Consider the following 12,286-nt stretch of genomic DNA (forward strand, 5'->3'; position numbering starts at 1 on the left):
TAGCGGAAATACAGATGAAGTACTTGAGGAGTACCGGTGATTGACGAAACGCTGGCGGAAACCGCCGAAAAAATGGAACGCACCATTGAGGCCGCCAAGGAGGACTTCGCGACGATCCGTACCGGTCGCGCCCACCCAGGCATGTACTCGAAGGTCATGGTGGACTACTACGGTTCCCCGACCCCACTGCAGCAGTTGGCTTCCTTCGCAGTGCCAGAAGCACGCACCATCACCATCACCCCATTCGATGTGACCGCTATGCGCGCAATCGAAAAGGCTCTGGGCGATCCAGAAGTTGGGGCAAACCCATCTTCGGACGGAAAGATGATCCGCGTTGTCCTTCCAGTGCTGACCGAAGAACGCCGCAAGGAATACGTCAAGCTGGCCAAGGCCAAGGGTGAGGACGCCCGCGTTGCGCTGCGTAACCACCGCCGCAAGGCCAAGGACTCCATCGACAAGTTGGTCAAGGATGGCGAAATTGGCGAGGACGAGGGCACCCGTGCAGAAAAGGACCTCGACGCGCTGACCAAGAAGCACGTTGACGCAGTTGACGAGATCTTGAAGAAAAAAGAAGCAGAGCTGCTGGAAGTCTAATGCCAGGCTCGACAGACAACACTGAGGGCAACGCTTCGGCGGTGCCCTCAGTGGCATCCGGAGAATCCCAGCCCCTGACCCGACGTGAAGCTCGTGCCCAGCGCGAGGCTGCCGCCAAGGGGAAAAAACGCGGTTTCATGAAGAACCGCGCGGCTAGGGAAACTCCAGAACCTGCCACTGGAATCCAAGAACCGGTCACGACTGAACCGGCCAATCCGGTAGCTGCTCCAATGGCCACGCCAGCACCGGCACCAGCCGTGGAGCAAGTTGCCGGCACCGATGGCGTTTTGCCGACCCCTCAGCCAGGGGCTGGCGCGAACTCGGCAGCCGAGGCTTCCCCAGGCAAGGATGCAGCCGCTACGGCTGATACCGGGCAAGCGAAAGAGCGTGCCAAGGCAGCCTTCATGGCCGATACGTCCAAGCCAGTGACGGCTCCGGGGCCGGTAGCTGCCCAGCAGGCCGGACCAGCCGAGGAACCGGCTGAGCCCGTAGAACCGGCGGAACCCGGCAAAGCCAAGATCTTAGCGGCCCCAGCTGCCCGGGGTGGTAAGCCAGCGAAGGGCGAAGCGACCAAACCGGACGCCGAATCAGCGGCGCAGAATCCAGCGCCTGCCGAGGGCAAGGTGCCTGCTCCACCGGTTTCCGACTCCACGGACCTGGCCGAGACCGGCCAGCCCGACGCGGCAGAAGCAGACATCCCTGCCGAGCTGTTGGTAGGAACCCCGGAGCCGAAGAAATCGCGCGCCGGACGCAACCTGCCCGCGGCAATCGGCGTAGGCTTGCTGATGCTCGGCGTCGTCCTCGTTGGCCTGATGTGGTCGCAGCCGTTGCTGGTCATCGCGCTGATTGCGCTCAGCGGCATTGGCTGCTGGGAAGTTGCGAGAGCTACTACTCACGCCAAGACCGCGGTGCCTCAATTGCCGTTGTACCTGTCCTCGGTCTTGCTGCCGGTCAGTGCCATCTGGGGCGGGGTGGAAGCCCTTGGATTCAGCTACATTGCCTCTATCCTCATCGCTTTGCTCTTCCGGCTCATGGAAGGACTCAAGGGTGCTGTGGCCTCGGTGATGAGCAGCGTGTTCATCATCAGCTGGGTGCCGCTGCTGCTTTCCTTCGCCCTGCTGATTCTTGATTCCGAGAATGGCCAATGGCTCATTGCCACGCTTTTGCTGCTCGCGGTCGCCAACGACACCTTCGGCTACATCGTGGGTGTGCTAATAGGCAAGCATCCGATGGCGCCAAAGATTTCTCCGAAAAAGTCCTGGGAGGGCTTCGCCGGATCAATGATCGGTTCGATGGCTATTGGTGCTTGCGCAATGCACTTCTGGCTGGAAATGCCATGGTGGACGGGCGTCATCTTGGCGTTCTTCACCACCATTGCCGCGACCACTGGCGACTTCGCGGAATCCATGGTTAAACGTGAACTGGGCATCAAGGACATGAGCAACTTGCTGCCGGGCCATGGCGGAATCATGGATCGCTTGGACTCGATTTTGTTTGTCATTCCTCTGGGCTACGTGATTTCGCATGTGCTGGCCTGGAGCGTCGAAGTCTTCTGACCGGTCCCGCCAGCGGGTGTGATCCTCTACTGGAATACACTGGCTGGTGTGGCCATTAAGCCAACTATTGGCCCAAGCCAATAGAATATGAGGGGTATCGCCTTACCGGGGTACCCAACTGATATCTCTCTAGAGAAAAAGGAACTGTCGTGTCGCAGCAGCAAGATGCTCCGTTTTCCCGCGTACCGGACTCGGAATTCGGCTACAACGCAAAGCAAGTTGATGCATTCCTGAGCCGTGCCCGCGCCACCTTCAACGGTGGAGGAAACGACGACAGTGTGGTCACCAGCCACCTGATCCGCCGCACCACTTTTGCGCCGCAGAAGGGCGGGTACCAGGCCCGCGAAGTCGATGGCGCGCTGGACCGCTTGGAAGATGTCTTTGCCAAGCGCGAGCGCGACGACTTGATTGCCCATCAGGGCGAGGAGGTCTGGCTGCAGCAGGTAGGCCGCCTGGCCGCGATCCTGCGTGGCCGCCTGCACCGTGCCAAGGGTGAGCGTTTCCGTCGCCCGTCGCGTTCCAACGCGTCGAGCTACAACATCGAAGATGTCGATCGCCTATGCGATCAGCTCATCGACTATTTCGAGAACGACGTGCCCATGGCCGTTGACACCGTACGCCGCGTGGAATTCCGCTCTTCGCAGGGAACCGATGGCTACGAGGAATCGCAGGTCGATGCATTCCTTGACCGCGTGGTCGAGCTGATGGCTTCGATCGACTAGCAGCTGTCTCCAGCGCAAACGCATTGCCGCGCAGGGCAGTGGGAAATTCTTCCCGCTGCCCTGCGCGGCTTTTTGCATTCTTGGCGACGCGCTGGCCGATAAGGCTAGGGCCGGGTCTGTTCATAGTGGGCCAACCAGTTTCGCAGCATTTCTTCGAGCACAGGACGATCAGCGGGGGCCAGCTGGTCCACGAGGCGCTTTTCGTTGCGCATGTGGGCGGTAAACGCTTCATCGATTTTCTTCTTGCCGCTAGCCGTCAAGGAGATGCGGCGCCCACGCCTGTCATCACCGGATAGCGCGCGGGTGACCCAGCCGTTGCTGACCAGCTTGTCGAGCCGCTTGGTCATGGCTCCGGTGGTCACCATCGTCTGCTGTGCCAGCTCGCCGGGGGCCAGGGAGTGGGGTTCTCCTGCCCGCCGCAAGGCCGCGAGCACATCGAATTCGGCTTCGGTCAGCCCATGCTCTGCATAAACCGTGCAGAGCTCCTCGGTCAGGTAATTAGCCAAGCGATGCAGCCGGCCGATGATTCCCTGGGGAGCTGGGTCGAGATCCGGCCGTTGTTCTGCCCACTGCTGTTGAATGCGCGATACGTGGTCGTTTTGCTCCATGCCTTTATTATATCTTCCAAGGAAGCTAAAGTATCTTCCATGGAAGATACTTTGAATTCTGCGGGGCACCGGCTTCGAACGCTGGGCTGGGTAGCACTGACCGCGATAGCCCCGATCGCGTGGGGCTCCAATTACTATGTCACCAAGGAATTTCTTCCCGACGGCTCAGCGCTCTGGGGTGCGGCGATCCGCGCATTGCCGGCGGGCTTGGTGTTGCTGGGGCTAGCCAGGAAACTCCCGCAGGGCAGCTGGTGGTGGAAATCCGCGGTTCTGGGAGTGCTGAATATCGGTGCCTTCTTTGCCCTGATCTACGTGGTGGCGCAACTTTTGCCATCGGGTGTCGCTGCTACGACCATGGCGATTTCTGCCGGTGTGCTCATGCTGTTCGCATGGCTATTGCTCGGTGAACGTCCTGCACGTTGGCCTTTGGTTGGGGCCCTCTTGGGCTTCGTCGGCGTGGGCATCATGGTATTCGATGCACAGGCCGGCATCGATATCCTGGGGATCGTCTTGTCGCTGGTAGCAATGGTCCTATCCAGTGCCGGGTTCATCCTGACCAAACGATGGTCTGAAGGGATGCCGATTATCCGTGTCACCGCCTGGCAGCTGGTGGCCGGAGGGGCAGTACTGGTCCCCTGCGCGCTGTTCGTGCATGGAGCACCCCCTGAGCTTGACCTGCAGGCGATGGCGGGCTTCGGCTATGTCAGCCTCATTGCCACCGCGGCTGCCTATCTTGCCTGGTTCACCGGGCTGCGCCATCTCCCTGCATCGTCAGTTGGCCTCATTGGCCTGCTCAATCCAGTGACAGGGGTCCTGCTGGGAACATTGCTGGCAGCGGAAAGCCTCGGCCTCCAAAGCCTGATCGGGATGGGCTTGGTTCTCGGCGGAGTCCTTCTGGGGCTGGCCAAGGGATCCCGGCGCAGATCAGCTTCGGCACGCGAAGCATCTGGCCGCGACGCGCCTGCCGGAGAATCCGTGGAGACTGGCTAGAACTTCGTCCGCCAGTCCGGGACATGGAGCAACGCCATGACGCGTTCAACGTTGGCGGGCACGCTCCGCTTGGTGCTGCGCGATACGAAGATCATCACCATGAAGGCCAAGGGAACACTCCACGCCGCAGGCTGGCGCAAGAGGTGGATCCAGATCTCATCTTCCTGGGGCAGGAAGGCGCCGGTCATCAAGGCCAGCCCGCAGGAGATGCCGCCAGCCAGCAGTCCGGCAACAGCACCTCGAGCGGTCAGTGAACGCCACCAAATGCCCAAGAGCAGCAGCGGGCAGATGGTGGATGCAGTGAAGGCGAAGACGTTTCCAATGGCGCCCGCCAAGGCCAATGAATTGGTCACCACCGCGACCAGGACGGGCAGGGCGGTGGCCAGCACGGTAGAGATCCTGAAGCCCCGCACGGTACCCGAGAAGAATTCCTGGGACAGCGCACCAGCCAGGGATACCACCAAACCGGAGGTGGTGGAGAGGAAAGCTGCGAATGCGCCACCGACGACAATTGCGGTCAAGGCGTCGCCCAGGAATCCGTCGAAGAGGCGCCCGGGCAAGAGCAGGATGGTGGCATCGGTTTCATTGGTGGCACCGAGCTCCGGGGTGTAGAGCAAGCCCAGCACGCCCAAAGTCGTCGGCAAGAGGTAGAACGCGGAGAGCAGGCACAGCACAATCACCGTGGTGGTACGCGCAGTCTGGCCTGTGGGGTTCGTGTAGAAGCGCACCAGCACATGCGGCAGCCCCAGGGTGCCGAAGAGCAATGCCAAGATGATGGATACCGTCTCGTAGAGGTTCATCGCGTTCACGGACTCCAGCTGCGCATACAGGGCCTGGGCATGCCCGGATGCCGAATGCTCGGGGATGGCCCGCCCCAGCAGGAAAATCGTGGGAATAACCAAGGCCGCCAGCTTGAACCAGTACTGGAAGGCCTGGACGAAGGTCACCGAGCGCATCCCGCCGGACAGCACCGTCACGCAGACAACCGCGGCAACAATGACCGGACCGGCCCAACTCGGGAATCCGGTAGCGATGGATAGGGTCAGGGCTGCTCCGTGCATTTGCGGAACGATATAGAGCCAGCAGATCACCACCACCAGATAGGTGGTGATTTTCCGCAGCATCGGCGAGCCTTCGAAACGGATCTGCGCGAAATCGGGAATTGTGTATGCCCGGGAACGTCGCAGGGGAGCGGCAACAAACAGGAGCAGCATCAAGTAGCCTGCGGTGTAGCCGATGGGGAACCACAAACCTGATTGCCCAGAGAGCACAATCAGCCCGGCAACGCCCAGGAACGAAGCTGCCGACAGGTATTCGCCGCCAATCGCAGAGGCATTCCACCACGGGCGTACGGTGCGTGAAGCTACGTAGAAGTCGGAAGTCGTGCGGGACAGGCGCAGGCCGTGGAAGGCAATCAGCATGGTGGTGAGGCAAACGATCACCAGGGAGGAAACGGACAGCAGGCTAGCCACGGCTGATGCTCCGATACCGTTCTTCATTGCGTCCCGCGGCCCTGTTGTAGAGCATTCCGGCCACGATGATCAGTGGATACATGCCGATGCCCAAAACCCACCATGGCAGGGGCAGGCCTAGCAGGTGGATGTCCTCGAAGACCGGCCAAAAGACGAGCAATGCACTGATGCCTACCAGCATCGCCAGCAGGCCCGCCGCGACGGCACAGGCCAGCCGCAGCTGGGAGCGGATCAGCTGGCGAACATAGAATTCTTCTGCTGTGTGCTCGGGACGGTCGGGGGAGACAGTCAAGGATGCATCCTGCGGAGCCTGGACACGCACGCGTTTTGGACGCTGCTCAGCGAAACGTCCGGGCATGAGGGGCTCTCGCCGGCTGTTGTCTTGGGGAAGGTGCTCCACGGAAGGCCAACAGCTTCCTACAGCGGGCGGACGCGGTTGGCAGCCAAGCGTTCCCGCAGGTATGGCAACGCGCGACGAGAAATCGGAAGTTCGGTGCTGTTGACCAGCACAGCGGCCTTGCCGGTCTGCAAGCGAACGGTTTCGATCTTATCCATGCACACCAGGTAGGAACGGTGGATCCGAACGAAACCGGACTCGCCCCACTGCTGTTCCAAATCGTTGAGCGGAACCCGGATGAGATAGCTCGAATCCTTGGTGTGCAGCCGGGCGTAGTCTCCCTGGGCTTGAACGTAGGCGATATCCGCCCGAGGGATCAGCTTGGTGATGCCTCCCTGGTCCACCGTGATCATTTCAGGCTTGGCAGGGGTCTCCTCGACCAGCTCGCAGATGCGGCGAACGGATTCGGCCAGGCGCTGCGGGCGAATGGGCTTGAGCACGTAGTCGATGGCGGCCAACTCGAATGCTTGCAGCGCTTGATCTTCATCGGCGGTGACAAAAACAATCAGTGGGGGATTGGTGAAGCGGGAGATGACGCGGGCAATATCCAAGCCTGACAAAGCCGGCATGTGGATGTCGAGGAAAAGTGCGTCGACAGTATTTTCCTCCAGCGCCTTCAGCGCCGCGGCACCAGAGGTGGCGCGGTGAATTTTCCCGATGCGGGAATCCTGGCTGAGCAGAAAAGCGATTTCTTCTACCGCTGGAAGTTCATCATCGGCGACCACCACGTTAATCATGCGAAAATTCTACCGTTTATTGGATTTTTCTATGCATCGGAAGTGATCGTGTTGGGCGGACGGAACTTCGGGACACGCAAAGTGATCAGCGTTCCGGCCCCCGGCGCGGTCTCCACCACCAGTCCATTGGAATTGCCGTAGAGCTGGCGCATGCGCAGGTCGACGTTGCGCAGGCCTACGTGCATATTCGGGGTATCGCCAGCTAGCACACTGGACAGCTGCTCGGGATCCATGCCCATGCCGTCATCTTCCACGCTGATAACTGCGTGCATTCCGTCTTCGGTGGCCGTGATGGAGATGACTCCGCCATCTGGCCGGGCTTCGAGTCCATGGCGTACCGCGTTTTCAACCAGCGGCTGCAAGGCCAGGAAGGGAATTTGCGTGGGCAGCACCTCGGGAGCGATCTGCAAGGAGACCTTGATGCGCTCACCGAAACGGGCCTTTTCCAGCAACAGGTAGCGGTCAATGGCTTCCAGTTCCTCGGCCAGGGTGGTGAATTCACCGCGGCGGCGGAAAGAGTACCGGGTGAAGTCGGCGAATTCTATGACCAGCTCACGGGCTCGAGCGGGATCCGTATTGATGAACGAAGCGATCGCATTCAGCGAGTTGTAGATGAAGTGCGGGGAGATTTGAGCGCGCAAGGCACGCATCTGCGCTTCGAGCAGCATGGCCTTGGATTCATCGAGCTGGGCGGTGGACACCTGCGCGGATACAAAGACCGCTACCTCGGAAACTGCCCGAACGAAGCTGGCGCCGGCCCTGCGTGATAGCGCGGTCACCGTTCCCACGCTTTGATCTCCTACGGTGATCGGAGCGGACACGAAGTCCATGCCGGAGGAACGTTCTACCTGGGTTTTGCCGGTTGCCAGCGCGCTTTTGGAAACCTTGGAGGCTGCTTCTTCGAGTTCCGCGGTGAAATCGGCCCCTGCATCGGTGGCCAGCACATGGGTGGTGTCGCTGATCAGCAATACCTGGCAGTTCAAGAGCCTGCGCAGCGCCTTGGCGCTTTTGGCCGCCCCGTCCTCAGTCAGGCCGCGCTCCAAATGGGGAACCGCAACGGACATGTGGTGCAACGTCTTGTAGGTGGCTTCCTCGACGTCGGTACCCATTTCCTTGGTGGAGCGGGAAATCCTGAAACCGATGTAGCCGACAAGAGCGATTCCGACCATCGCAATGGCGACGATCAGGGTGACTTGCAGCGCTGGAGACATGTATCCCATCTTAGGGCCCTGCCTGATCTGCCGACCGTTCAGCGCGCCATGCTGCGCCGTTGGGCGCAGAAAGCAGTCCGTTGAGCCACGAGGTGTGCAAGCCCCCTAGTCGCCAACGGGTTTATCGCCAATAGTGAACTTAGTCACAAAACCGATGTGCGCCCAGTCACATCATCAACTCGCTCAAGGAGGGCATCATGAGTGCCAACCCGGAACACGGCGTCGCTGCTGACGTTGATTTCGTCAAGGAGAGCCAATCCGAGGAATTCCAGGAACTGCGAAAGACCCACCGCAGTTTTGTTTTCCCGATGGCAGTCTTCTTCCTCGTCTGGTATTTCGCCTATGTGCTGCTAGCCGACTACTTCCACGACTTCATGTCCATCAAGGTTCTCGGCAATATCAACATGGGTATTGTTCTCGGGTTGCTGCAGTTCGTGTCGACCTTCGCGATCACCGCGGCCTACGTCAGTTTCTCGAATAAGAAGCTCGACCCCAAGGCAACCAAGATCCGTGAACGCCTAGAGAGCGAGGGAGTGAACTAAATGAACCAGCTCAGTATCCTGGCCCAGGCCGCGGGAGAGTCGACCCAGGTCGGCAACCCCTTGGTCAATATCGCCATCTTCCTGGCCTTCGTGGGCGTCACCATGGTGATCGTGCTCCGCGCCTCCAAGAACAACAAGACCGCTGCGGATTACTATGCAGGCGGCCGTTCCTTCACGGGAACGCAGAACGGCACCGCAATTGCCGGTGACTACCTCTCGGCAGCCTCCTTCCTGGGCATCGTTGGCGCTATCGCCATCCAGGGCTACGACGGCTTCCTCTACTCGATCGGCTTCCTGGTTGCTTGGCTGGTTGCCTTGCTGCTGGTTGCGGAGCTGCTGCGCAACACCGGCAAATTCACCATGGCCGATGTGCTGTCCTTCCGCCTCAAGCAGCGTCCGGTGCGCATCGCCGCGGCCATCTCCACGCTGGCAGTGTGCGTCTTCTACCTGCTGGCGCAGATGGCTGGCGCCGGCGCGCTGGTTTCCCTGTTGCTGGGTATTGACGAGAAGCTGGGACAGTCGCTGGTGATCGTTATCGTTGGCGCATTGATGATCCTCTATGTGCTGGTTGGCGGCATGAAGGGCACCACCTGGGTGCAGATCATCAAGGCCTGCCTGCTGATCGCCGGCGCGCTGATCATGACCGTGTGGACGCTGGCCATGTTCGGCTTCAACTTCTCCGACCTGCTGGGCAAGGCAGCTGAAGTAGCCGGCAACCCCGAGATCCTGAATCCGGGCATGAAGTACGGTGTTTCTGAAACTGCCAAGCTGGACTTCATCTCGCTGGCCCTGGCCTTGGTGCTTGGCACCGCCGGCCTGCCGCACGTGCTGATGCGCTTCTACACCGTTCCTACCGCGAAGGAAGCCCGCAAGTCCGTCGTCTGGGCTATCTGGCTGATCGGCGCCTTCTACCTGTTCACCCTGGTGCTGGGCTTCGGCGCCGGTGCACTGATTGGCCCGGATCGAATCCAGGCGGCTCCAGGCGGCGTGAACTCTGCGGCACCGCTGCTGGCCTACGAATTGGGCGGCACAGTGCTGCTGGGCCTGATCTCTGCAGTGGCCTTCGCAACCATCCTTGCTGTGGTGGCGGGCTTGACCATCACCGCGGCGGCATCCTTCGCCCATGACGTGTACGCGTCGGTGATTGCCAAGGGCAAGTCCACTCCAGAGAAGGAAATGAAGATTGCCCGCCGCACGGTCTTGGTTATCGGAGTCTTCGCTATCGCTGGCGGCATCGGTGCCCAGGGGCAGAACGTGGCCTTCCTGGTGGCATTGGCCTTCGCGGTGGCCGCTTCGGCTAACCTGCCAACCATCTTGTACTCGCTGTTCTGGAAGGGCTTCAAGACCCGCGGCGCAGTGTGGTCCATGTACGGCGGCCTGGGTTCGGCTTTGCTGCTGATCATCTTCTCGCCAGTGTTCTCGGGCTCGGAGACCGCAATGATCCCAAGCATCGATATGGTGATCTTCCCGCTGGCTAACCCGGGTATCGTCTCCATTCCGCTGGCCTTCTTCCTAGGCTGGCTGGGCTCGGTTACCGACAAGCGTGTCGAGGACATTACCAAGCAGGCGGAAATGGAAGTTCGTTCGCTGACCGGTGTCGGTGCCGAGAAGGCAGTCGACCACTAAGGCGAAGAATTCATAAAACTCAATAGCGAAGTTCCGGGAACCAGCCAGCAGGCTGGTTCCCGGAACTTTTTGCTGCCCTGTGCGCTACGCGTTATTGGCTAGCGAGTGCTGAAGCAAAGCGGTGGTGCGGTAGGGGACGAGCTCGGCCATGGATAGTGCCGAGTCCGCACGATTCACTCCGTCTATATGCAGCAGCTGTCCATGGACCCGAAACAGCTCCTCGGCGTCTTTGGCCGCTACCCGCACCAAGATGTCGGCAGAGCCGGTGAGCCCGTGTGCTTCAAGCACCTCGGGGATGGCTTCGAGCTTGGCGGCGATATCCCCGAGATGGCGTTGCTCAACATGCAGCTCGACAAAGGAAAGCAGCCCGTAGCCCAGCACTTCGGGCGGGATGCGGCGGTCAATGGAATCAAGAACTTCATTCTCCAGGCGGGTCATCCGCGTCTGCACGGTATTTCGCCCGAGGTTCAAAGCCGTGGCGATAGCCGAGCCGGTGCGTTTGGCTGCGGTCGAGAGGGCCAGCAGGATGCGCCGGTCGGTAGTGTCCAGAAGTTGCATAATGTGCACGTTAGCACTGACCGGTTCTCATAAACAGTGCGTTTTGCTCTAATTCCAAAAACACCATTGTGCATCCTGCCTTGCGTGAGTAGCATCACATTAAGCGGTGTTTGTGAATGAAAACCCGCAACCGACTACGTGAGAGTAAGGATGCCGATCGTGTCCACACAGCACATTGACGTAGCCGCCGGATGCCTACCCACGCATCAGCTGCTGAACGTCGACGGGAAACGAATCCCGGACGAAGAACTTGACCATTATCTGAAGGACCTCAAAGAAGCGGACCTTGCAGATTTCCTTCGCGACATGGTGGTCCTGCGCCGCATGGACAATGAAGCCACCGCATTGCAGCGCCAGGGCCAGCTAGGACTCTGGGCCCCGTTGCTCGGCCAGGAAGCCGCACAAATCGGCTCGGTCCGCGCCACCGAAGCGGATGACTTCATTTTCCCTTCCTACCGCGAGCATGGCGTCGCATGGGCCAGGGGAGTGAAAGCAGAAGATCTGCTCAGCGTGTGGCGCGGGGCCCAGGCCAGCGGCTGGGATCCGAATGAAGTCAATATTGCTTGCCAGCAGATTGTCATTGGCTCCCAGGCTTTGCACGCAGCCGGATACGGAATGGGAATCAAATTCGACGGGGGCAAGCAAGTTTCTGTGGCCTACTTTGGCGATGGCGCCACCAGCCAGGGCGACGTGAGCGAAGCCATGGTCTTCGCCGCCAGCTACCAGGCGCCAGTGCTGTTCTTCTGCCAGAACAACCAGTGGGCCATTTCCGAACCAGTCCACCTGCAAAGCCGCACCCAGATTGCCGACCGTGCCCACGGCTTCGGGCTGAAGACCTGGCGGGTGGATGGCAATGACATCCTTGCAGTCTACGCAGCCACCAAGGCCGCCCTGAATCACGCGCGCAACGGCCTGGGCCCAACCTTCATTGAAGCGGTCACCTATCGCATGGGGTCGCACACCACCGCCGATGATCCAACCCGCTACCGCAAGAGCGAGCAGCTCGAAGAGTGGAAAGCCAAGGACCCTATCGACCGCCTGGTGAAGTACCTGCATGAGATGGGTGCCGATGTGCAGTCCTACGAGCAGCGTGCCCAGAACGCAGCCGATGATCTGGCCGCGAAGCTTCGCGCCGCGATCACCACCATGGAGGACCCCAAGGTGGAAGAGCTGTTCACCAATGTATATGCCGAGAAGCACGAACCAACCGAACGCGCAGCCAAGAACTATCTGGACTACTTGGCAGATTTTGAAGGTGGAGAGTAACTGTGGT

General features: G+C 60.2%; 13 protein-coding genes. 7 read left to right on the forward strand and 6 right to left on the reverse strand.

The features are described 5' to 3' along the window. Window positions 1-36: 36 nt before the first annotated feature. The 3 genes from frr (at window position 37) to ACIP6G_RS12270 (ending at window position 2,872) form a co-directional block, all read left to right on the forward strand. A complete protein-coding gene (gene frr / locus ACIP6G_RS12260; RefSeq protein WP_105657241.1) occupies window positions 37-594 on the forward strand; it encodes a ribosome recycling factor in 558 nt (185 codons plus the stop codon). After that, on the forward strand, window positions 594-2,150 hold the full coding sequence (locus ACIP6G_RS12265; protein WP_400290341.1) for a phosphatidate cytidylyltransferase: 1,557 nt from the start codon (window positions 594-596) through the stop codon (window positions 2,148-2,150). The genes frr and ACIP6G_RS12265 overlap by 1 nt, the downstream gene beginning before the upstream one ends. Before the next feature lie 149 nt (window positions 2,151-2,299). Beyond that, window positions 2,300-2,872, forward strand: a complete 573-nt coding sequence (locus ACIP6G_RS12270) for a DivIVA domain-containing protein (RefSeq protein ID WP_105657242.1) — start codon at window positions 2,300-2,302, stop codon at window positions 2,870-2,872. A 104-nt stretch (window positions 2,873-2,976) separates the two neighbouring features. Here the strand turns inward: ACIP6G_RS12270 and ACIP6G_RS12275 are convergent, their stop codons facing one another. After that, window positions 2,977-3,480 (reverse strand): MarR family winged helix-turn-helix transcriptional regulator, encoded by a 504-nt coding sequence (locus ACIP6G_RS12275; RefSeq protein WP_105661811.1) that lies wholly within the window; start codon window positions 3,478-3,480, stop codon window positions 2,977-2,979. Window positions 3,481-3,519: 39 nt separating this feature from the next. On the opposite strand from ACIP6G_RS12275, the gene ACIP6G_RS12280 reads away from it, so the two are divergent. Continuing rightward, window positions 3,520-4,470, forward strand: coding sequence for a DMT family transporter (locus ACIP6G_RS12280; protein ID WP_400290343.1), 951 nt, complete (start codon window positions 3,520-3,522; stop codon window positions 4,468-4,470). Here the strand turns inward: ACIP6G_RS12280 and ACIP6G_RS12285 are convergent. Genes ACIP6G_RS12285 through ACIP6G_RS12300 form a run of 4 tightly spaced genes read right to left on the reverse strand, consistent with a single transcriptional unit; the run spans window position 4,467 to window position 8,287 of the window. Continuing rightward, window positions 4,467-5,942 carry a cation acetate symporter gene (locus ACIP6G_RS12285; RefSeq protein ID WP_400290345.1) on the reverse strand — a complete coding sequence of 492 codons (1,476 nt, stop codon included), beginning with the start codon at window positions 5,940-5,942 and terminating at the stop codon, window positions 4,467-4,469. The two genes, ACIP6G_RS12280 and ACIP6G_RS12285, sit on opposite strands and share 4 nt — an antisense overlap. Further along, window positions 5,935-6,300, reverse strand: coding sequence for a hypothetical protein (locus ACIP6G_RS12290; protein ID WP_105657246.1), 366 nt, complete (start codon window positions 6,298-6,300; stop codon window positions 5,935-5,937). Before ACIP6G_RS12290 ends, ACIP6G_RS12285 begins: the two co-directional genes overlap by 8 nt. 59 nt (window positions 6,301-6,359) lie before the next feature. After that, entirely contained in the window at window positions 6,360-7,076 is a 717-nt protein-coding gene (locus ACIP6G_RS12295; RefSeq protein ID WP_105657247.1) for a LytTR family DNA-binding domain-containing protein, read from the reverse strand. A gap of 29 nt (window positions 7,077-7,105) precedes the next feature. Further along, the gene (locus tag ACIP6G_RS12300; protein ID WP_105657305.1) at window positions 7,106-8,287 is read right to left on the reverse strand and encodes a sensor histidine kinase; all 1,182 of its coding nucleotides are present in this window, start codon (window positions 8,285-8,287) and stop codon (window positions 7,106-7,108) included. Between the two features lie 197 nt (window positions 8,288-8,484). Here ACIP6G_RS12300 and ACIP6G_RS12305 point away from each other — a divergent pair, with 197 nt between their 5' ends. After that, window positions 8,485-8,829, forward strand: a complete 345-nt coding sequence (locus tag ACIP6G_RS12305; RefSeq protein ID WP_105657248.1) for a DUF485 domain-containing protein — start codon at window positions 8,485-8,487, stop codon at window positions 8,827-8,829. Then, window positions 8,830-10,455, forward strand: coding sequence for a cation acetate symporter (locus ACIP6G_RS12310; RefSeq protein ID WP_105657249.1), 1,626 nt, complete (start codon window positions 8,830-8,832; stop codon window positions 10,453-10,455). Window positions 10,456-10,539: 84 nt separating this feature from the next. On the opposite strand, the gene ACIP6G_RS12315 is transcribed toward ACIP6G_RS12310, so the two are convergent. After that, window positions 10,540-11,013 carry an Lrp/AsnC family transcriptional regulator gene (locus ACIP6G_RS12315; RefSeq protein ID WP_105661916.1) on the reverse strand — a complete coding sequence of 158 codons (474 nt, stop codon included), beginning with the start codon at window positions 11,011-11,013 and terminating at the stop codon, window positions 10,540-10,542. A 150-nt stretch (window positions 11,014-11,163) separates the two neighbouring features. Here ACIP6G_RS12315 and pdhA point away from each other — a divergent pair, with 150 nt between their 5' ends. After that, window positions 11,164-12,279 (forward strand): pyruvate dehydrogenase (acetyl-transferring) E1 component subunit alpha, encoded by a 1,116-nt coding sequence (gene pdhA, locus ACIP6G_RS12320; protein ID WP_105661813.1) that lies wholly within the window; start codon window positions 11,164-11,166, stop codon window positions 12,277-12,279. The last annotated feature ends 7 nt before the right edge of the window (window positions 12,280-12,286 follow it).

Origin of the sequence: Glutamicibacter sp. NPDC088483 (assembly GCF_044753145.1) — a bacterium.
Classification (GTDB): domain Bacteria; phylum Actinomycetota; class Actinomycetes; order Actinomycetales; family Micrococcaceae; genus Glutamicibacter.